This window comes from Fibrisoma montanum, from assembly GCF_003583365.1.
In the GTDB taxonomy this organism is placed as follows: domain Bacteria; phylum Bacteroidota; class Bacteroidia; order Cytophagales; family Spirosomataceae; genus Fibrisoma; species Fibrisoma montanum.
Genome location: NZ_QXED01000015.1, coordinates 51,086 through 71,588 on the forward strand (window position 1 = coordinate 51,086; position 20,503 = coordinate 71,588).

20 protein-coding genes are annotated in these 20,503 nt (G+C 52.1%); 12 read left to right on the forward strand and 8 right to left on the reverse strand.

Annotated elements, in window-relative coordinates; all coding sequences use genetic code 11:
- Window positions 1–74: 74 nt before the first annotated feature.
- Entirely contained in the window at window positions 75–1,250 is a 1,176-nt protein-coding gene (locus DYU11_RS30655) for an ATP-grasp domain-containing protein (protein ID WP_119671566.1), read from the reverse strand.
- A gap of 524 nt (window positions 1,251–1,774) precedes the next feature.
- On the opposite strand from DYU11_RS30655, the gene DYU11_RS30660 reads away from it, so the two are divergent.
- From DYU11_RS30660 to DYU11_RS30670, 4 genes are all read left to right on the forward strand, one after another.
- Window positions 1,775–2,176, forward strand: coding sequence for a hypothetical protein (locus tag DYU11_RS30660; RefSeq protein ID WP_119671567.1), 402 nt, complete (start codon window positions 1,775–1,777; stop codon window positions 2,174–2,176).
- Between the two features lie 128 nt (window positions 2,177–2,304).
- Window positions 2,305–2,718 carry a hypothetical protein gene (locus tag DYU11_RS30665; protein WP_147368082.1) on the forward strand — a complete coding sequence of 138 codons (414 nt, stop codon included), beginning with the start codon at window positions 2,305–2,307 and terminating at the stop codon, window positions 2,716–2,718.
- A complete protein-coding gene (locus DYU11_RS33100; protein ID WP_147368083.1) occupies window positions 2,708–3,469 on the forward strand; it encodes a hypothetical protein in 762 nt (253 codons plus the stop codon). The genes DYU11_RS30665 and DYU11_RS33100 overlap by 11 nt, the downstream gene beginning before the upstream one ends.
- A complete protein-coding gene (locus DYU11_RS30670) occupies window positions 3,441–3,980 on the forward strand; it encodes a hypothetical protein (protein WP_147368084.1) in 540 nt (179 codons plus the stop codon). The genes DYU11_RS33100 and DYU11_RS30670 overlap by 29 nt, the downstream gene beginning before the upstream one ends.
- Before the next feature lie 226 nt (window positions 3,981–4,206).
- Here the strand turns inward: DYU11_RS30670 and DYU11_RS30675 are convergent, their stop codons facing one another.
- The gene (locus tag DYU11_RS30675; protein WP_119671570.1) at window positions 4,207–4,911 is read right to left on the reverse strand and encodes an esterase family protein; all 705 of its coding nucleotides are present in this window, start codon (window positions 4,909–4,911) and stop codon (window positions 4,207–4,209) included.
- A 146-nt stretch (window positions 4,912–5,057) separates the two neighbouring features.
- Here DYU11_RS30675 and DYU11_RS30680 point away from each other — a divergent pair, with 146 nt between their 5' ends.
- From DYU11_RS30680 to DYU11_RS30690, 3 genes are all read left to right on the forward strand, one after another.
- Window positions 5,058–5,897 carry an alpha/beta hydrolase gene (locus DYU11_RS30680; RefSeq protein ID WP_119671571.1) on the forward strand — a complete coding sequence of 280 codons (840 nt, stop codon included), beginning with the start codon at window positions 5,058–5,060 and terminating at the stop codon, window positions 5,895–5,897.
- A gap of 29 nt (window positions 5,898–5,926) precedes the next feature.
- Window positions 5,927–6,751, forward strand: a complete 825-nt coding sequence (locus DYU11_RS30685) for a glycoside hydrolase family 16 protein (protein WP_119671572.1) — start codon at window positions 5,927–5,929, stop codon at window positions 6,749–6,751.
- Between the two features lie 107 nt (window positions 6,752–6,858).
- Complete coding sequence (locus DYU11_RS30690; RefSeq protein WP_119671573.1) at window positions 6,859–8,580, forward strand: alpha/beta hydrolase; 1,722 nt, start codon at window positions 6,859–6,861, stop codon at window positions 8,578–8,580.
- Between the two features lie 100 nt (window positions 8,581–8,680).
- Here DYU11_RS30690 and DYU11_RS30695 read toward each other — a convergent pair whose 3' ends face one another.
- Window positions 8,681–9,730: an acyl-CoA reductase gene (locus DYU11_RS30695; RefSeq protein ID WP_119671574.1), complete on the reverse strand. Its 1,050-nt coding sequence runs from the start codon at window positions 9,728–9,730 to the stop codon at window positions 8,681–8,683.
- A 134-nt stretch (window positions 9,731–9,864) separates the two neighbouring features.
- Between DYU11_RS30695 and DYU11_RS30700 the strand changes: the two genes are divergently transcribed.
- The 3 genes from DYU11_RS30700 to DYU11_RS30710 all read left to right on the forward strand — a co-directional run bounded on the left by DYU11_RS30700 (window position 9,865) and on the right by DYU11_RS30710 (window position 13,140).
- Window positions 9,865–10,215, forward strand: coding sequence for a 4Fe-4S binding protein (locus tag DYU11_RS30700; protein WP_119671575.1), 351 nt, complete (start codon window positions 9,865–9,867; stop codon window positions 10,213–10,215).
- 312 nt (window positions 10,216–10,527) lie between these two features.
- Window positions 10,528–11,739 carry a porin gene (locus DYU11_RS30705; RefSeq protein ID WP_119671576.1) on the forward strand — a complete coding sequence of 404 codons (1,212 nt, stop codon included), beginning with the start codon at window positions 10,528–10,530 and terminating at the stop codon, window positions 11,737–11,739.
- 66 nt (window positions 11,740–11,805) lie between these two features.
- The gene (locus DYU11_RS30710) at window positions 11,806–13,140 is read left to right on the forward strand and encodes an ammonium transporter (protein ID WP_119671577.1); all 1,335 of its coding nucleotides are present in this window, start codon (window positions 11,806–11,808) and stop codon (window positions 13,138–13,140) included.
- A gap of 117 nt (window positions 13,141–13,257) precedes the next feature.
- On the opposite strand, the gene DYU11_RS30715 is transcribed toward DYU11_RS30710, so the two are convergent.
- Window positions 13,258–13,848: a YdeI/OmpD-associated family protein gene (locus DYU11_RS30715; protein ID WP_119671578.1), complete on the reverse strand. Its 591-nt coding sequence runs from the start codon at window positions 13,846–13,848 to the stop codon at window positions 13,258–13,260.
- Between the two features lie 161 nt (window positions 13,849–14,009).
- Between DYU11_RS30715 and DYU11_RS30720 the strand changes: the two genes are divergently transcribed.
- Window positions 14,010–14,912 (forward strand): SDR family oxidoreductase, encoded by a 903-nt coding sequence (locus DYU11_RS30720; RefSeq protein WP_119671579.1) that lies wholly within the window; start codon window positions 14,010–14,012, stop codon window positions 14,910–14,912.
- Between the two features lie 65 nt (window positions 14,913–14,977).
- On the opposite strand, the gene DYU11_RS30725 is transcribed toward DYU11_RS30720, so the two are convergent.
- The 4 genes from DYU11_RS30725 to mtaB form a co-directional block, all read right to left on the reverse strand.
- Window positions 14,978–15,379, reverse strand: a complete 402-nt coding sequence (locus DYU11_RS30725) for a nuclear transport factor 2 family protein (protein ID WP_119671580.1) — start codon at window positions 15,377–15,379, stop codon at window positions 14,978–14,980.
- A gap of 113 nt (window positions 15,380–15,492) precedes the next feature.
- Window positions 15,493–16,353 carry a helix-turn-helix domain-containing protein gene (locus DYU11_RS30730; RefSeq protein WP_119671581.1) on the reverse strand — a complete coding sequence of 287 codons (861 nt, stop codon included), beginning with the start codon at window positions 16,351–16,353 and terminating at the stop codon, window positions 15,493–15,495.
- A 31-nt stretch (window positions 16,354–16,384) separates the two neighbouring features.
- Window positions 16,385–17,599, reverse strand: coding sequence for an alpha/beta hydrolase family protein (locus DYU11_RS30735; RefSeq protein ID WP_119671582.1), 1,215 nt, complete (start codon window positions 17,597–17,599; stop codon window positions 16,385–16,387).
- Window positions 17,600–17,692: 93 nt separating this feature from the next.
- Window positions 17,693–19,063, reverse strand: coding sequence for a tRNA (N(6)-L-threonylcarbamoyladenosine(37)-C(2))-methylthiotransferase MtaB (gene mtaB, locus DYU11_RS30740; RefSeq protein ID WP_229366130.1), 1,371 nt, complete (start codon window positions 19,061–19,063; stop codon window positions 17,693–17,695).
- Window positions 19,064–19,438: 375 nt separating this feature from the next.
- Here mtaB and DYU11_RS30745 point away from each other — a divergent pair, with 375 nt between their 5' ends.
- A complete protein-coding gene (locus tag DYU11_RS30745; RefSeq protein WP_119671583.1) occupies window positions 19,439–20,467 on the forward strand; it encodes a glutamine synthetase beta-grasp domain-containing protein in 1,029 nt (342 codons plus the stop codon).
- Window positions 20,468–20,503: the final 36 nt, after the last annotated feature.

Sequence of the window (20,503 nt, forward strand, 5' to 3'; positions counted from 1 at the left end):
GGTGGCGTACCGCTAGCTACGTAGCAGACAAAGACACCGACCACAGAACGTCGGTGTCTTTGTGATAGGCTGCTTTATTTTTTCTTCTTCGGCTTGTCGGCTTTGGCTTCAACCTTCTCAGACTTAGCGGCTTTCTTCGGTTTTTCGTCCTTCCCGGCTTTGTCAGCTTTGGGCTTACTGGCCTTGCTGCCTTTCTCGATCTGACTGGCCTTGGATTCCTGAATGGGTTCGCCGAGTTCAATGGGTTTCGCCGACTTCTTCGGCTTGACTTCTTCGGCGGGCGCTTCCGAACCGGTACCGGTTACGGAGCCGCGCACGAACGTACCCCACGTCAGATTATCCTTACCCTGCTGCGCGCGTTTGGCCCGCTCGATGGCCATGTTAGCGGCTGCTTCCACCACCCACTCAAAATTGGCCTGACCCACCGAATGCAGGTCGGCATCCGGAGCCGGATTGCAGAAGTCGATGGCAATCGGCACACCATTGCGGACGGCAAACTCCACCGTATTAAAATCGTAGCCGAGAGCGTGGTTAAGCCGCAGTACGTAATCGGTCATGGTCTGAAGCAGCTTCTGGCCCGCGTCGCCGGTCGTTTTCATTTCGGATGCGTAGCGCAGGTGGTGCGGGTTGCGCGGTTCGTAGGGCATGATCCGGACGTCTTTGCCGCCAATGCAGTAGCAGCGAAAATAATCCTCAAACTCGATGGCCTCCTGATACAGCATAACCAACTGGCCGGTTTCGTCGTAGGCCCGGAACATCTGCTCGGGATTGTCGACTTTGTAGACGCTTTTCCAGCCACCGCCCGCGTGGGGTTTCATAAACGCCGGGAAGCCGATGTGGTTGAAAATGGCGTCCCAGTCCATGTGCCGCAGGTTGCGGAACGAGTTGTGGTTGGTATCGTCGGGACGCTCTTTGGAAGGCAGCAAAATGGTTTTAGGAACGGGTACACCGACCTGCACGGCCAGGGCGTTGTTGAAAAATTTCTCGTCGGCAGCCCACCAGAACGGGTTGTTAACGACGGCGGTACCGGTCAGAGCCGCGTTTTTCAGGTACGCTTTGTAGAACGGTACGTCCTGCGAGATGCGATCGATGATGACGGCGTAGTCGGTGGGGACGCTTTGTTCAACGCGCTCGATGCTAACGAACTCCGCCTTAAACTCACTTTGTTTTTCATTGACGCGGTCTACAAACGCCTGAGGGAACGTATTTTCCTGACCGAAAAGGATACCAATTTTGGTTAAGTTGCTCATAGTGTGTTGATTATTGGCTTTAATCGGGCGGAAGGAACCAACAATGGGTCAACATTGTACAGATTACTCCCGATTTCATGCCGGCAAGATACAGTTTTGCCTGAATCTCGGTAAAGGTAAATTAGGCTGTGGAGTTGATCGGTACCCATGTGCCTGCCGTGAAGAGGATATGCAACGCTTCGATTGTGGACATTCGATGACCCAACGGTGGCCCTTGCGATCAGGACAATCCTGACGAAGGCGATTTTGGCATTGAAGGAGGGAGTGGCACCCAATCAGATCCTTACCAACTTTCTGAGATAAGAGTAGTAGCTGAAGGAAGTGGACAAACAACGGACTTAGGAGGAGGCTTCTATTTTTACACGGGCGGCACCTGGGGAGGTGGTTACTATGATCCCGGTTATTACTATAATCTAAATTATAATAACAACAGTGGGGGGGGCGAAGGGCCTAAACCGATTTACACAAGTGCTCATAAAGTTTCCAAAAGTTACTGCCAAGGTGGAAACACAATATTCAAAGAAATGTATGATCGTCAATCGTCAACAGACAAGGAACAAGCTGCCTTGGTTACTGATCATGGCATCTACTGGTTGAGCGATTCGGGTAATAGTCACGACCACTTTACAATAGGCCCAGACAGCGATTATCCGGTAGATGCAAACGGCAAGCGTTACTTTATGGACAATGGGCAAAAAGTTATTATTCAGTCAATCGTTCATACACATCCATCTTCTGGTCCACAGAGTGGACCTGGAATGTCAGTTGAAGATATAAAACTGGCAGATGATTTTAACGTACCGGTATATGCAATTCACATATCCGGTGTATATAAGGCTAATGGAAGCGGAACCGTTTCAACTGCAGCTACTTATATGAATGCGGCTTTTGATTGCGCTATTGCTAAAACTTTATTTGAGCTATGATTAGATTCATATTTCTAATTGTGACTTCATTGGTACTACAACGTGTAAGTTCGAAAAATTCTGTTACACAGAATTTACCTTGTTATTATAAGGATTTTGAATTGAAGAATCCTAGGTTAATTCAGCAAATGGAACCTTATATCAGAAGGATCGAAAACGGTGCTTTACCACTGGTATCAGTTTTGAAGCGTAACGACTCAACATTTATATATATATCCGCAACTATATCTGCAAACTCAATTCAAAAAAGTATACCGTCGTATATTTCTTGGATTGACGGAAGGGAAGTAGCGGTTTATAATGGGACAACGCTGATCTCGGCTGGAAAAGAAGCGTGCGTGGATACTATGGTTCGACACTTTAGAAACTTACTGACCATTGACAGAAAGAATGCGCTTGCTGGTCGGCCGGCTGGTGAGAAATTCTATTATGGGTATGACCCACCTTGGGTAAAGATAACCATGAGAAAAGATAAGATCATTATGGTTCGTGATAGTGGCGAACTTTCACGAACTATACCTTATTATAAATTTGAGTTTTAACAGCAGCAAGCGATCCAAAGATCGCTTGCTGCTGTTTTCTTATATATGTGTTTGTTACACACGTTATAACTGTGGCTTCTGCTTTTACACGGGCGGCACCTGGGGAGGTGGTTACTATGATCCCGGTTATTACTATGATCTGAGTTATAATAATGGTGGGGGAGGAAACAGTTCGGGTCCTATAACAAATCCCCGCTTCAACATTTCAAATCTAAGCCCTTGCGCTCAAAGTGTTATAAATCAGCTACTCACTCCCCCAGTGGGTCCCGCTGGGGACAACATATTGTCAACAATTAGTAATTATGCGACTTCTAACAATATTGAGATAGTTTTCAAATGGGAGGATTTAGGCGATCCGACTTTACATGGACAAGCTAGAGGTACAAATGCAGCGGCAAATGCATGGGAGATTACTTTAAATAGTGCAGCGTTAGCTAATGCAAGCCGTGAATATATCGCTGTAGTTCTAATGCACGAAATCCTTCATATTCAATTAGGGGGTACTAACGAGGAGGACCATAATGAAATGGCAGCCAACCACGTTTCTGCCATGGCAAATTCACTTCTTCATGCAGGCTTTATCATGTCTGAGTCAGACAGAATAGCTCTCTCATGGGGAGGACTAGGGGATACAGCAATCTGGCAATCTATGATCCAAAACGATGTAGCTAATGGTACAAGTGTGACAGGTAATATTGTTGAAACTGATAGACAATACAGACATGGAGAAAAAGGTCAATACTGCAACTAATTTTATTGTCATACTAATGGTCGCTGGCGGACTTAGCATGGCTCAGAAGACTCATCAGGTAACCCCACCACAACTCAAAACTCGGCAAACACCAGGGGTAAATCTATATGCTGGCTTTGGTCAGAAACTTGACAGTGCAACTGTTGTAACTGTTAAATTTAAACTTACTCAGACAGGTTTTCTGGATACGCTATATGTATCTGAAAATGCGCCAAAAGATTATTATGAAAAGATACGAAACCAGCTTAAAGAATTTGACGGCAAGTGGGTTCCCCAACAAAGTCAAGGGCATCCTGAGAAGAGCAAATGGCTAATCTACAGGCACTACGTAGTGGGCCCGTATAGCCGCAAAGGCGGGGTTTGGGCTGAGGTAGAAAGGGCATACCAAAGAGATTATGATTTATTCAGATGCCAACATAATCCTAAGCGTCAAATTCAATGTTTGACCACATATATTGAAGGGCCTGATTTTTTCCTGTTCCCTCCTGAGTGGTACCCGACATACAACTAATACAAATACATCGCTATATAGTTAAGAATTAAACTAGAAAGCCTCGATATAAAAACTGTCGAGGCTTTCTAGTTTAAAGTGTAATAAAAAGTCAAGATTGTTTCATCATACCAAATTACATGTCGATAATCTTTTAGCTTTCTATAATATTTCTCAGGTAACCTTTAAGCGCAGATATTCACTATGTGCCCTCAACGGCTTACGGTATAGGACTGAATCTGCGGCTTTAGATCATGGATAAATACTCCGGGAATTGCTGTTTCCAGACCGGCCAGTCGTGAACGCCCCACGGCTTGATGTCGAGCCGGTGCCGGATGCCCTTGCGGTTCAGAATACCTGAGATGTGCTGCGTCGAGGGTTTGCAGAAATCATACTCCGACGAACCGAGCACGATATTCATGTGGTAAAACTCGTTGTTCTGCGCGTTGGGCAGGTAATCGGGCGGGTTGTTGAAATAGACGTTGTCGTCGTAGTATCCATTCAGGAATGACTTGATGTCGAAAGCCGCGCCCATTGTAAACAGGTGCCCGACCTGCTCGGGGTGGCGGAACGCAAAGTTCAGCGCCTGGTAACCACCAAAACTGGCCCCGGCTACACCGATCTTCTGTACGTTACATTCCCGCTGGATACCCGGTACCAGCTCGTGGTGGATGAAGCGGTCGTAGAGCACGTGGTTCCAGATGCGGGTGCCGGGGTGGAGGTGCTTGCCGTACCAGCTATCCCGGTCGATGCTGTCCACGCAGATCAGCTTCACCTTGCCGGTTTCGACAAACCTCCGGGCCGTTTCGATCATCCCGAAATCTTTGTACTCATAAAACCGGCCCATGGATGTCGGAAACATCAGAACCGGATAGCCCCAGTTGCCGAAGACCAGGAGTTCAATGTCGCGGCCGAGGTGGTGCGAATACCACTTGCGATAGGATTCGTGCAAATCGAAGGATGGTTAAAATTGATATGAATTAGGTTGCTGAAAATTAAGCAAAGCAACATAAACCACAAATTACGACGATAGGTAAGCTAAAAAAATGGCTACTTTGCAAAATCGTGACGTTTGTATTTACCCTGTTGATTTGCTTTATGGCTGATTTTTCGCCGGCCCTGACCCACGCCGAACCGCCTGCGGTGACGGTGGTGCGGGATGATTCGTTGTATTCGGTTCCGTTGAAACGTACCGTTCGGCTGGACATTATGCTGCCGCCCGGTTACCGCCCGACCGATGCCCCGTACCCTACGTTGTTTCTAAACGACGGCCAGGACCTGCCCCGGTTGCGGATGCAGGCCGTACTGGACTCGCTGTACCGGCAGCAGGCTATCCGGCCCTTTGTACTGGTGGCTATTCACGCCGGCGACCGGATTCAGGAATACGGCACGGCCGCCCGGGCCGATTACATGGAGCGGGGCAGTAAAGCCGGGTTGTACACGGATTTTGTGCTGACGGAACTGCTGCCCTACGTCCGGAAGCATTACCGCATCAGCGATCGGCCCGATCAGTCGGTGTTTGCGGGGTTTTCGCTGGGTGGCCTGTCGGCGTTCGACATCGTGTTTCACCACCCGGAGCGGTTCAGCAAAGCGGGCGTATTCTCGGGCTCGTTCTGGTGGCGCAGCAAGGCCTTCGACAGTACGTACTCAGACGATACCGACCGAATCATGCACAACCTCGTCCGGGCAGGCAAGCATCACCCTAACCTCCGCTTCTGGTTCGAGACCGGCACCGACGACGAAACCAGCGACCGGAACAACAACGGTATCATCGACGCCATTGAGGATACCACCGATCTGATTGATGAACTGGTGACGATCGGCTACCACCGCACCAACGACATTCGCTACGTGGAAGTGCAGGGGGGGCAGCATAACCAGGAAACCTGGTCGGCCGTAATGCCCGATTTTCTGACGTGGGCCTTCGGGAAGCAGTGAGAAAAGCGAGCCATAATGCTTTTGTTGCTATGCTGAAATTACTCGTTGTTACTGGCGTAGCGGCCCTGGTTGCCTGCGGAGCCACCGATCCGACCGTCGCGCCTGTTCAGCCGCCGGGAACTGCGCCCACCGCCCGCAAGCTGGTCTGGGCCGATGAGTTCGACAAAGCGGGTCTGCCCGATACGACCAAATGGGCCTACGAAGTGGGTGGCAACGGCTGGGGCAACAACGAACTACAGTTTTATACCAACCGGCGCGCCGACAACGCCCGCGTTGAGGGCGGCAAGCTCATTATTGAAGCGAAAAAGGAAGAGTATCAGGGCCGAACCTACACCTCGGCCCGGCTGCTGACCCGGGGCAAGGCGGAGTGGAAATACGGTCGTGTGGAAGCCCTGGCCAAACTGCCGGCCGGTCGCGGTACGTGGCCCGCCGTCTGGATGCTCGGCAAGAACATTCCGACCGCGGGCTGGCCCCGCTGTGGTGAAATCGACATCATGGAGCACGTCGGCTTCGACGAAGGGGTGGTTCACGGTACGGTCCATACCGAAGCGTACAACCACGGCAAAAAGACGCAGAAAGGCCAGCAAACGCCCGTGCCGGACGCTGCCCAGGCGTTTCATCTGTATGCCATTGAGTGGACACCCGATAAGATAGATTTCTTCGTCGACGATCGGAAATACTATACCGTGGAGAAGTCGGTTTTAGGGAGCACCGTCGCCGAATGGCCGTTCGATCAGCCGTTCTATCTGATCCTGAACGTAGCGGTGGGCGGCAACTGGGGTGGGCAGAAAGGCGTCGACGAAACCATCTGGCCCCGGCGCATGGAGGTAGACTACGTGCGGGTGTATCAGTGAGGAAATAATACGTTTTGCATTGTCAATCAGGGCCGTTGCCATCAGGTAACGGCTTTTCTGCTATATTGCTCAACGCATTGCTTCCCGTTTAACACAACCTGCCATCTATGAATCGACTCACTACACTCCTGATGCTTTGCTTTGGGCTTGCCACCACGGCTACCATGGCCCAGACTACCTTCGCCGTTGCGTTTACCGATTCGCAACGTACCCAGCCGCTCGATGGGCGTGTGCTGCTTATCCTGGCCAAAACCCAGTCGCCCGAGCCTCGTCAGCAGGTCAGCGATATCGTTAGTACGGCGCAGATCTTCGGTAAAGACGTGGAAAAACTGAAACCCCGCGAACTCGTTACGTTCGACGGCTCGGTGTTTGGCTACCCGCAACGGAGCCTCGATAAGGTGCCGCCCGGCGACTATTACGTACAGGCTGTCCTGCACAAATACGAGACCTTCACCCGCAAGGACGGGCATACCGTCAAACTGCCCGCGGACCGGGGCGAAGGACAAAACTGGCGGACAGCCCCTGGTAATCTCTTTAGTAAGCCTCTCAAAATCAGCATACGGCCGGGCGCGAAACAGCGATTTACTGTCCTGATGGATCAGGTAAACCCGCCGATTCCGGAGCCGAAAGACACCAAGTTTATCAAGCACATCAGGATCCAGAGTAAACGCCTGACCGAATTCTGGGGCCGGCCTATGTACCTCGGTGCGCACGTCTTGCTGCCGGCCGGATTTGACGAACATCCGGAAGCCAAATACCCGCTCTGTATCTACCACGGCCACTTTCCGGCCAATTTCGACGGGTTCAGCGAAACTCCCCCACCCGCCGATATGGACACCTCCGACTACATCGAACGGTTCAAGGTGCGGGGCTACAAGAAACTAGTGGCGCAGGAAGCCTATGATTTTTACCGGAAGTGGACCAGTAAGGACTTTCCACGCATGCTGATTGTCGAGATACAGCACGCCAATCCATACTACGACGATTCGTACGCTGTCAATTCCGAAAACCTGGGACCTTACGGCGACGCCATCATGTACGAACTGCTGCCCGAAATCGAACGGCGGTTCCGGGGCATCGGTCAGGGGTGGGCGCGGTTCACCTACGGCGGCTCGACCGGAGGCTGGGAAGCCCTGGCCGCGCAGGTTTTCTACCCCGACGAATTCAACGGGTGTTTCGCGGCCTGTCCGGACCCCATTACGTTTTCGGCCTACACCGTTGTTAATCTCTACAAAGACAAAAACGCGTACTACATCGAAGGGCCGTTTCGGCGAACCCCCCGGCCTGGTCAGCGGGATTACCTGGGGCATGTAAAGTGTACGCTAGAAGAAAGCAATCACCGGGAGCTGGCCCTTGGCACGCATTCCCGCTCGGGCGATCAGTTCGACATCTGGGAGGCCGTGTATTCGCCCGTTGGGGCCGATGGTTACCCTCAACCCATCTGGAACAAACTGACCGGCGAGATTGATACGACCGTGGCCGCTTACTGGCGCGAACACTACGATCTGCTCCACATCCTGAAGCGCGACTGGAAAACGCTCGGCCCGAAGGTGATGGGCAAGATGCACATCTACTGTGGCGACATGGACAACTACTACCTCAACAACGCCGTGTACCTCATGGAGGATTTTCTGAAGCAGACGAAAAATCCGCCCTATGCCGGCGAGGTAGCCTACGGTGATCGGGCCGAACACTGCTGGAATGGTGACCCAACCTTACCGAATCACATTACGCGACTCCGGTACAACACCATGTACATTGACAAGATCCTGAAACGTATCGAAGCGAACCATCCGCAGGGAGCCGACCTAACAAGCTGGCGGTATTGAAGAGGGGAGGGAGGAAAGGGAACAGAGGGAAGAAGGGGAGGAAAGGAGAAGGGTACGGCTAATTCTTTTTCCCTTCCTCCTCTCCTCCTTTTCTCCTTCATTATAGGCCCGCCAAAAACGCCATGGTGTCGATACCATCGGGGTAGTCGGTCAGGCTGGGGCGCTGGGTTTGTCCGAACGCTACGCTGCCCGGGTACCAGCCGGTGCCGTCGCCCCGGTCGGCCGATGCAACAACCTGAATTTTGTCGGCGCGTTCGGTCAGGAGCGCCGTTACGTCATCCATCGTCCGGTACGTCTGGTAATACACGACCGAAATCGGCGACACCAAACCCGGATTCTCCGTCAACAGCAGAAACCCGTTGTCGTAGTGAGGTACCTGATTGATCAGATAAATTGACTTGTTGTAGTCATAGTTATTCAGGTACTTATGATGATTCAGATAATCAGGCAGCTGCGGTTCCAGGGTTTGCAGTAAACCCGTGAAATTATAATCATCCGGCACGAGCAGCGTCGATACGTTCCGACACCCCAATCCGAAGTAATCCAGCAGGTCGTGGCCCAGTTTTTCGAACTCCGGCTGCGCTTCGGCACCCATCAGCAACCCTACAGAAGTACGGTTTCTGCGGATTATATGCGGTTTTTTGGCAAAATAGTACTCAAAGTACCGGGCGGTATTATCACTACCGGTAGCGATGTACGCTTCGGCTGCGTTCAGGCGTTCGGCCACCTCAATGTACTCGGAAAAACCCGGATTTATCTCCTTTATTTTTTGTATTAAATATTGGATTAATACAAAATCTTGAGAGCTTAATTTAGCCAGTACCTTATGGCCGCTGACGAGTATGCACAGCAGATCGTGAAAACCAACCGCTGGTATATTGCCCGCCATAACGACGCCAACGAGCCGGGGTGTAACGGGCGTTTCTGTTTCAGATGCGCCGGCATACGAACCCGCCCAGGAAATCAATTTGTCGGCTACGAGGAATTCGTCGGCAATTGCCTGAAGAGCACTAAGCGAATTGTTGGGAGTGAACCAGTTATTCTTCTGATGAGCCCGGTGGGCAAGTTCAGTCAATTCAGATTGAGCGCCCGGCGAACGCAGGAAGTCCCCCAGCGCCACGAACGTTTGCAGTCGTTCTGATTGCAGCATGTATTCAGGAAAAGATGAGTATCCAGATAGGAACCTCTAAAATTTATTTTTAGTTTGGTGCCAACCTTTAAATAATTATATTTGTTGTTCAATCTAAAGATAACTGATTTTACAGCCATAAAATTGTATCGCTCATGGCAATAATGATCACCGACGAGTGCATCAACTGTGGTGCCTGCGAACCGGAATGCCCTAACACCGCTATCTACGAAGGTGGTGTTGAATGGACATGGGGGGGAGGAACTGAACTGACAGAAGTTGACTTTGGCGATGGTACGGTGGTCAGTGGTAAAGCGCCACAGTCGCCCGTATCAAACGAATTTTACTACATCGTGTCAGACAAATGCACTGAGTGCGTGGGTTTTCACGAGGAGCCACAGTGCGCGGCCGTCTGCCCCGTAGATTGCTGCGTTCCTGATCCGGAACACGTTGAGGACGAGGAAACGCTGCTGGCCAAGAAAGCCTGGTTACACGCCGAAGTGTAAGTAGTCATACGTATAGTTTACATAACGCCCGATCAGCCCAGCTGATCGGGCGTTATGCTTTTGTGCCAATGCAGTAATTGACTAATTGCTAAAAAACAATGTGTACAGACGTTTAGTTTTTAAGAGTTTTGATTAAAATTTTAGAGAAATTCAAAAAAATAGGGCTGTTTTTAGACTATTAACAATGAAAAATTATACAATAGAATGAAAAATAGGTTTTTGGTTTACTTATCTATTGCTCATATAATATTTTGTAATAAAATTTGTGGCCATATTATAGTAGGTAATTTTACAACAGAACAGAATAATATTATGAAAAAAATTGCTTTACTTCTTTCTTGTTCTTTAGTAGCATATGTTGGAAAAGCACAGGATTCAACTGCGCTTGCGGTTAAAGCTCCAGCATCTACTGCCACACCAACTGCTGCGCCGGCTGCTGAGCCAGTCAGTACCGGCAAGTTCACCTTTTCTGGTTATTTAGATACCTACTACTTCGGGAATTTCAATAATCCAAAGAGTCAGTCAAACCTGGGCCTTAGTGGCGAGAACGTAGGTAATGCCCGGGCGTTTGACCAAAAAGCCGGACAATTTGGCATTGGTCTGGTTCAGGCCAAAGCATTATACACGTCCGATAAGGTTGACGCCGTGTTCGATCTGGCGTTTGGTCCGTTTGCCGATCTGGGCAACTACGGTAATAACGTAGGATTCCTGGGTGCCGGCTCGACATCACTGGCGATCAAACAGGCATTTGTTACGATGAAGGCTACGCCCAAACTGTCGTTCACAGCGGGGCAGTTTGGTACGCATATCGGTTATGAAGTGATCGACGCACCGGTCAATTACAATTATTCTTTATCCAACTTATTCAACAACGGGCCGTTCTATCACATCGGTCTGAAAGGCCAGTACAACTTCAGCGACAAGGTGTACCTGATGTTGGGGGTTGTTAACAACGTCGATAACATATTCGACAACAACAAGCGGAAAGGACTGATCGGTCAGTTATTCGTCTCGCCGGTGTCGGGCTGGAATGTGTACCTGAACGCAATCGTTTCCAACGAAGCGTCGCCTGATTCGCTGGGTAACACGCCCGACGGCAACTACTCGCTTTTCGACCTGACTACTACGTATCAGATCAGCTCTAAATTCTTCCTGGGCCTGAACGCGGCCGTTGGTTCGCAGAAGGGTGGTTTCCAGGTGCCGTATGGCGTGAATGAGTCGCGGAGCTGGAGCGGTATTGCGCTGTACAGCAACTATACCTTCACCGACAAGTTTGGCCTGGGCGTCCGCTACGAAATTTTCGACAACAAGAGTGGCGTTCGGGCGCTGACCGATGCCGCCGGCAACGGGGCCAGTGTGAACTCGATCACCATCACCGGCAACATCACGGCTGCCGAGGGGCACGTACTGCTTAAGCCTGAATTCCGGCTCGATAGCTATTCAGCCAACAAGTTCCAGAAAAACGACGGCTCGCTGACCAAATCGCAGGCGACGCTGGGTATGGCTGCCATCTTCAAGTTTTAACACGTTTTCGTAACCTAACCTATACGTTCAAACCGATTTAAGTACAACAAAAACCTCTTTAGCATTATGCAAAAGCCTAATTACGTACCTCTTGTTCTCCTGCTGGCCGTTGCCATACTGGGCATTATCCCCGGCTTCAATGCGGTGCCTACCCAGATCGTTACGGAAGGCATCAACTCGGGCGATACCGCCTGGATGCTCGTTGCGACGGCTCTTGTTTTGTTGATGACCCCCGGCCTGGCCTACTTCTACGGCGGGATGGTGAACAACAAAAACGTTATCTCGACCATGCTGCAAAGCTTCATTGCCATGGGTGTGATCAGTATTCTGTGGGTAACGGTTGGCTTTAGCCTCGCATTTGGTGATTCCATCGGCGGCTTTGTCGGTAACCCCGGTACGTTCTTCATGTTCAATGGGGTGTTGGATGGCAAGCCCTGGTCGCTGGCCGCTACCATCCCGCTGGCGGTCTTTGCTTTCTTCCAGCTTAAGTTTGCCGTAATCACTCCGGCCCTGGTAACGGGTTCGATGGCCGAGCGGATCAACTTCCGTTCCTACGTACTGTTCATGATCCTGTTCAGCCTGTTCGTATACGCTCCGCTGGCGCACTGGACCTGGCATCCCGAAGGGTTCCTCTTTAAGCTGGGTGTACTCGATTTTGCCGGTGGTACGGTTGTACACATGTCGGCGGGTTGGGCGGCTCTGGCCGGTGCCCTGTACCTCAAGCGCCGGAAGTCGCACCTGGAGGCTAATTATTTCCCGCCTGCCAACATCCCGTTCGTGCTGCTCGGTACGGGTCTGCTGTGGTTCGGCTGGTTTGGTTTCAACGCGGGTTCGGCCGTTGGGGCGTCTCCGCTGGCGGCTTCAGCGTTCGCTACGACCAACACAGCCGCTGCGGCTGCGGGTCTGGCCTGGGTGTTGTTTGATGCGGCTAAAGGCAAGAAAGTATCCGCGCTTGGTTTTTGTATCGGTGCGGTAGTGGGTCTGGTGGCCATCACGCCTGCGGCTGGTTTCGTAACGGTTCCGACGTCGATCTTTATCGGTACGATTGCTGCCATCACCAGTAACTATGTAGCGCACCTGCGCACGAAGTCAACGCTGGACGACACGCTGGACGTATTCCCCTGCCACGGTGTAGGTGGTATGGTTGGTATGGTCATGACGGGCATCTTCGCATCGAAGGGGGTTAACTCAGCCGTTGTCGACGAAGGACTGGCGTTCGGAGCTACGAAGCTGTTCATGACGCACATGCTGGCCCTGGTGATTGTATCGGCTTTCGCGTTCGGCATGTCCCTGCTGCTGCTGAAAGTAACGGATCTGATTCTGCCGCTGCGGGTATCTGAAGAAGACGAAAAAGTTGGTCTGGATGTCAGCCAGCACGACGAATTCCTGATCGAAGGATAAGAGCTTATGACAGAGCCACAGGCACCTGCTTAGCCTACTTGGGTCGGCAGCCTAACTGTGGTTTTGTTGTACTCAGGAAGCCGTTCGCCTTTGGCGGGCGGTTTCTTTTTTTCAGACCTATTCCTTATCAAACTGCGCCCGCTTGTTCTGGGCCGCCATCCGGACGATCTGTGCTATGCGTGTTTGCCGGGTTTCGGGACGTTTGGCGTTGTTGAGCCACTCCAGAATTCCTCGCTTAACCGACCGGGGAAACTCCTCGTAGTACTGCCGGGCGGTTGGGTTATCGGCAAAGGCCAGGGTCAGGTCGTCGGGTAGGGTAAGGGCTTCGACCGCATCCAGCTTAGTCCAGGAGCCGTCCTGTTTTGCCTGCTCAATCTTCGCCAGGCCCGCTTCCGTCATCAGGCCGTCGGCAATCAGCTTGTCGATGCGCTGCTTGTTCACCCGCGACCAGCCACTTTTGGGTTTTCGGGGCGTAAACAACTGCCTGAACCGCTCGTCGTCAAGCTTGTTGGGTACACTGTCGATCCAGCCAAAACACAACGCTTCTTCAACGGCTTCGTCGTAGGACACCCGGGGTTTGCCGCTGTTCTTCTTGTACGATACAAGCCAGACACCCCCCGACGTAGCGTGATTGGCCTGAAGCCAGTCGCGCCATGCCTGCCGGCTCTGCGCACAGAACTCGGGCAGTTGCTGATTCGATTTAGCCATTGCTGAAAAGAGTTGGTAGAACAAACGTACAAAATGCGTTGAATAAGTTGGTTGTGCGCAAGGGTATGACCGTTTCCTTGTTTTCGGAGGGGTGGCCAGTCAATTTGCTACGAAATGAGTTAAGCCAGTGATCATTCCAAACGTTAAACTCAACGTCACTAATGAACACCGGCGAACAAACGAACCCGTACGAAAAAAAGGATCCACTGGAAAAATACCCACAGCCCCCTCATCCCGAGCCTCGGCAGGACGTGCCGGGTACGGAAGCCGCGATGCAGCTCAAAGCCGATCATGGCGAAACGTCGTATCGGGGATCCGGCAAGCTTACGGGCCGAAAAGCCATCATTACGGGGGGCGATTCGGGGATTGGCCGGGCCGTTGCCATTGCCTTTGCGCGGGAAGGCGCTGATGTGCTGATTTCGTATCTGAATGAAGAGGAAGACGCCCGCGAAACGGCCAGGTACGTTCAGGAAGCCGGCCGGAAAGCGGTGCTGGTGCCGGGCGACATCAGCGAAGAGGCTCACTGCCGGCAGCTTGTTCAAAAGGCACTGGATGAGTTTGGTCAGATTGATATTCTGGTCAATAATGCGGCTTTTCAGATGGCGCGGGAGTCGTTGCAGGAGGTTTCGGCTGAGGAGTGGGACTACACCTTCAGGACGAACATCTACGCCATGTTTTACCTCTGCAAAGCGGCCGAACCCCATCTAAAGCCGGGTAGTACGATTGTCAACACAACGTCGGTGAACGCCTATAAACCACGGCCTACCCTGATTGCGTATGCCGCTACCAAGGCTGCCATCCAGAACTTTACGGCGAACATGGGCCAGTTGTGGGCTGAAAAAGGGATTCGGGTCAATTGTGTGGCACCGGGACCCATCTGGACTCCGCTCATTCCGTCGACGATGCCACCGGATCAGGTAGAATCGTTTGGGCAGGATGTGCCCCTGAAACGGGCCGGTCAGCCCGCTGAGCTGGCGCCCATCTATGTGCTGCTGGCTTCCGAAGATTCGAGCTACATGACCGGTAGTACGGTGCAGGTGACCGGCGGTTCACCGACCATATAACCAAACTACGTAGTATCCCGCGATCCGCTCTAGTTCGTTCAATAGCGGATCGCGGGATACTCGTACTAAGCCAATACCGGCGATACGTCCTGATAAATACGCACCGATTTTACCTCTCCGGCTTCGTTCAGATCGGTGAAGGCTACGGCATGCACCGTAACGGCCTTTCCATCGTGACGAACGTAGTGGTTCAGCGCTTCAAGGACGTAGTTTGAGTCCGTGCCGTAGATGTTCGTGAGGTCGTGTTCGATGCTCGCAAAGGACTGCCAATAGGCGCCAAGGCCCTGCAAAACGGCTTCTTTTCCACCCTGCATGGGGGCATCATTGTTGAACTGCACCGTTACGTCGTCGGCCAGGAAACGGCCATAGCCCTCGACATCCCGGTTATCCATGGCCTGCAGGTAGGCTAAGTACTGGTTGTAAGCGGTAGCTGAAAGCTGGTTGATACGGAGGTTGCTGGTGATCATGGTTGCGTTTGTTTGCGTTGTTTGAACAAGTCAAAGGTACGCCAGCCAACAGGGGAGGGGGTAGGACAAAGTACGGCGATGCTGGTAGTTATTTCCAGAATAGATGTCGTGCGTCAGGCGCGGTACTCCATCGGTGTGCATCCCGTTTTGCTTCGGAACAGCCGGGTAAAGTAAGATGGATCGTCGTAGCCCAGCCAGTACACGATCTCCTTGATGCTCAGGTCCGTCTGTTTGAGGAGACTCCTGGCTTCGAACAGCACAAAGTCCTCGATGCTTTGCTTGGCCGACTTACCGGTTTCCTGTTTCAGCAGCTCCGACAAGTGCCTGGCCGATACATTCAATTGATCGGCGTAGAAACCAACCTCTTTTTGTTCCTGGAAGTGCGTGTGCAGCAACTGACTGAACTGCCTGACCAACCGATTACTCATGCCTGGCAAAACGGAGTTGGCGCTGTCGGGGTAGATGCCGAGAAGGTATTCCAGGAACGAAAACAGGAGCCCGGCGGCAATTTTCGGCATTGCTACGTACTGCTGAATCAGGGCGATGAAGGCATTGGCGCGGGCGTATTGCTCATCCGAAAGCACGATGACGTGTTGCGCACCCGACCCGAAAAAAGGATAACTGAGCAGGAAACTGCTGGAAAAGGGAGCCGAAAATAAATCGGGCGTAAAGAAAAGAGTCGTGTTGCGAACAGCCCAGTTGTTTTCGAGCCATAGGCGGGTTATGCCCGGGCCAATCACCGTGAGGGCCTGCTTCGGTACGTCGAAGTCCTGAATTCCCACGCGGATCCGGCACCGATCCTCGTGCATGAGCCCGAGGGCATAGAAGTAACTCCGGTAGGGAAACGTAATGTTTCCGGCTTTTTGGAAATCAGACTCCGTCGCAACGTACAGATGCCGATCGGCCGGGGCAACACCAACCACCTGCCGGAGGAATTTGTGAAATTCGTAATTGAACGGAGTCTGATGAACCATAGCGCTTATGCTGATCTATGGCCGCGTCGGCTTATTTCTTGGCGCTGAAAAACTGATACGTACCGAACAGGAAATCGTTGATACCGGCCGTATGATCTTTGCCGGGCAGGGTGATCAGTTCAACGTTTGTGGCTCCCCGTTTGCGCATGGCATCGTAGGCGTCGACGGAGTTAAAATAGAACACCTGCTGGTCGGCGTCGCCGTGGTAGAGCTGGGTGGGCGTGCGGGGCTTCCAGTCGTAGATGTCATTGTCTTTTACGGCGTTGATAAACTGCGTATCCGTACCGTCGTTTATCCCCTTGCGGAATGAATCCGTGACGGCTTCATTGAAGCTCACCGGGATATTGCTGCCGAATGGGTCTTTCTGCACAGCCGTGGCATACGGCTCTTTGAGGTAGACGGTCAGCGGCCGGTTCAGCTTGTAGACCTGGTTGATGGTCGCTAGTACCATGGTGTACAAGCCATTGTAAAAGGGATTTCCGTGCGTTTTCTGATTGAGCAGATACGTCATAAACGCCGTTGAGTTGTAGGCCCCGGCTCCGCAGCTCGACGCCACCAGATTGAACTCGGTACCGGTTTCTTCCTCAATTTTCTTCTGCAGGGCCATGGTCGCGTAGCCACCCAGCGAATAGCCGGCAATGAACAGCTTTTCGTTCCAGTTGACCTTTTCCTGCCGCACAAATTCGCGGGCGGCCCGGATCATATCCAGCGAGGAGGAGGCCAGCGAAGCCCGGTGCTGATACGGATGCGGCAGGTTTTTTGACTCACCGTAACCAATGAAATCGGGCAGGACCATGATAAAACCGTTGGAGCCCAGCAGCGAGCCGGAGAAATACGTTTCGCTGCTGGCACCGTTGTACGACGGCGCCTGGTCGTCGGTCCGGATGGTGCCGTGCTGTTCGCTGATCATCGGAAAGCTCATGTTCTTATCCGTTGCGACAGGAATAACCACCGCGCCTGAAGCCTGGATGTCGGCACCATCCACGTTTTTGGTCTTGTACACCAGTTTGTACACCTTAATGGGGTGGTTCAGCAGAAACGTAATAAGGTTACCCCCATCCGTACCCGCAAACCGCTGGGCCAACTGGGTGCGCGTGTACTCGCCCAGCAGGCTGCTGCTGACGAGGTACTGGTTGGTAGGACTGGGTTGCGGATCAGGGTCGGTGGTGTTGCTCTGGCAGCCTGCCAGCCAGACCGACCAGATGAGTACGAAGGCAAAACGAAATGTAGAACGACGTGAAGTCATAGTGAGTAGTGGCAAGAGGGATTAGTGTATTGTCAATAAAACGAAGGTACGGTATGCACCAATATAAACGATTCCGGACGAATAACCAATGAGTTACACCAGAACGTCGACGTCTTCTACCTCAACCAGCCCGTCGGGGTTAACGGCCAGCAGCCGAACGGACTTAATTTCGTTGATCAGCAGCGGGTCGTATCTGGCAACCACCCGAACGTAGTTCTCCGTAAAGCCCTGCATGTAGCCGTCGGCAACGTCCTCTTCGAAGAGGACGATAGCCTCGCGGCCCAGCTGCGACTCGTAAAACGCCCGGCGCTTCTTATCCGACAGGATGTGCAGCATTTTCGACCGCTCGGCCCGTACGTGGCCCGGCACTACCGGTTTGATGGTGAGGGCGTGGGTATTTGGCCGTTCCGAGTATGTAAACACGTGCAGGTACGATACTGGCAGTTCGTTCAGAAACTGGTACGTTTCTTTGAACAGCTCGTCGGTTTCGCCCGGATGACCCACAATGACATCCACTCCGATGCAGGCGTGCGGCATCAGTTTCTTGATTTTTGCGACGCGGTCGGCGTACAGATCGCGTTTGTAGCGACGGCGCATGAGCCCCAGCACCTGGTTACTGCCCGATTGCAGGGGTACGTGGAAATGGGGCACAAACCGTTTGGATCGGGCCACGAACGCGATAATCTCATCGGTAAGCAGATTAGGCTCAATCGACGAAATCCGAAACCGATCGATGCCGTCAACGTCGTCCAGCGCCTGAATCAACTCCAGAAATGTTTCTTTCCGGTGGGAACCGCTACCATCCGCCAGACCGAAATCGCCGATGTTGACGCCCGTCAGCACAATTTCCTTAACCCCCCGTTCCGCAATGTCGTGCGCAGCCCGGACAACGTTGGCAATCGTATCCGAGCGGCTTTTACCCCGCGCCAGCGGGATAGTGCAGTAAGAGCAGGGGTAATCGCAGCCGTCCTGCACCTTCAGAAAGGTCCGGGTGCGGTCGTTCAGCGAGTACGAAGCATGGTACTCAATGGCTTCCTCGATGGGCGAGTTGAAGACGCGGGCCGACTCCCCGGCGGGCTGCTTGTCGAACGTCCCGATCAGTTCATGCAGCCGAAACTTTTCGGCGGCCCCTAAAACTGCGTCGACGCCGGGAATTTGAGCAATTTCCTGTGGTTTCAGCTGGGCATAGCAACCCAGAATGGCTACGTAGCCGTTCGGATTGATTTTCTGCGCTTCGCGGACAATTTTCCGGCATTTTTTGTCGGCGTTATCCGTCACGGAGCAGGTGTTGATGACAAAAACGTCGGGATGCTCATTGAATTCCACCCGCTCGTGCCCCTGCTCTTCGAGGAGCCTGGCCAGTGTGGATGTTTCGGAGAAATTCAGTTTGCAACCGAGGGTATAAAAAGCAACTTTCTTCATGAATAACAGCCCGTTACCGGCCCACGAAGGGCGATAGAGCATCCTGCAAAGGTACAAAAATTCAGGCGGGTAGGTTCCGTTTCTGATGCATTCACTGCGTGAAATGCAGGTTTTAAAAACCGGATGGTTGAGCCATAAAAACGAAGAGCCGGCTCACGGAAGGGTTGAAACAAAGCAACATCAGACTGAAAACTGGTAGTTTGTCATAAAACTACGTTTATTCATTAAATGATTACATTCCAAATAAATCAGGCCGGAAATTGTAAATTACAAACGAAAATTAGGAGTATTTTATAAAATTGCAATTAAAAGTAGGTTAATGGCTAAAGGACTGCTATAAGTTTTTGGACTGTATTATATATTTGTTAGGAAATCATCGTACTTATCAGTTCCATACAATTTTATTTACGTACCCCTATGGCAAAAGCTAAGTTGGAGTATATCTGGCTTGACGGTTATAAGCCCACCCAGAGCCTGCGCTCGAAAACCAAGATTGTAAGTGATTTTTCCGGTGAACTGGAAGACTGCGAAATGTGGTCGTTCGACGGCTCATCAACTGAGCAGGCTCCGGGCGGTTCGTCAGACTGTCTGCTGAAGCCGGTGTTTATCGTTCCCGATCCGCAGCGTAAGAATGGATATCTGGTTATGTGCGAAGTGCTGAACGCCGACGGAACCCCCCACGAGTCGAACGGTCGCGCTACGATTGAAGATGATGACAATGATTTCTGGTTTGGTTTTGAGCAGGAGTACTTCCTCTACAGCCGCGAAACCAACAAACCCCTGGGCTTCCCCGCCGAAGGCGAACCGGCTCCTCAGGGACCGTACTACTGCTCAGTCGGCGCAAACCACGCGTTTGGTCGCGAGATCATCGAGGAGCACCTGGATGCCTGCCTCGAAGCCGGTCTGAACGTAGAAGGTATCAACGCGGAAGTAGCACCGGGTCAGTGGGAGTTCCAGATTTTTGCCAAAGGGGCTCAGCAGGCCGGTGACCAGATCTGGGTAGCCCGTTATCTGCTGGAACGTATTGGCGAGAAATACGGTGTCTGGATCAACTGGCACTGCAAGCCGCTGGGTACGGATGCCGACTGGAACGGATCGGGTATGCACGCCAACTTCTCGAATTCGACCCTGCGCACGGCTGGTAAGAAAGAAATTTACGATACGATCTGCGAAGCGTTCGCGCCGGTAGTGAAGGAGCATATCGACGTATATGGCGCCGACAACCACCTGCGTCTGACGGGTAAGCACGAAACCCAGTCAATCGACCAGTTCTCATACGGTATCTCTGACCGGGGCGCGTCAATCCGGATTCCGATTGCTACTGTAGAGCGTGGCTGGAAAGGCTGGCTCGAAGACCGCCGTCCGAATTCAGCGGCTGATCCTTACAAAGTAGCCGCCCGGATCATCAAGACGGTCAAGTCGGCAAACGTACTGCAGGAAGCGTAAACGCCTGATACAGATTTATAAACAGAGCGGCTCAGT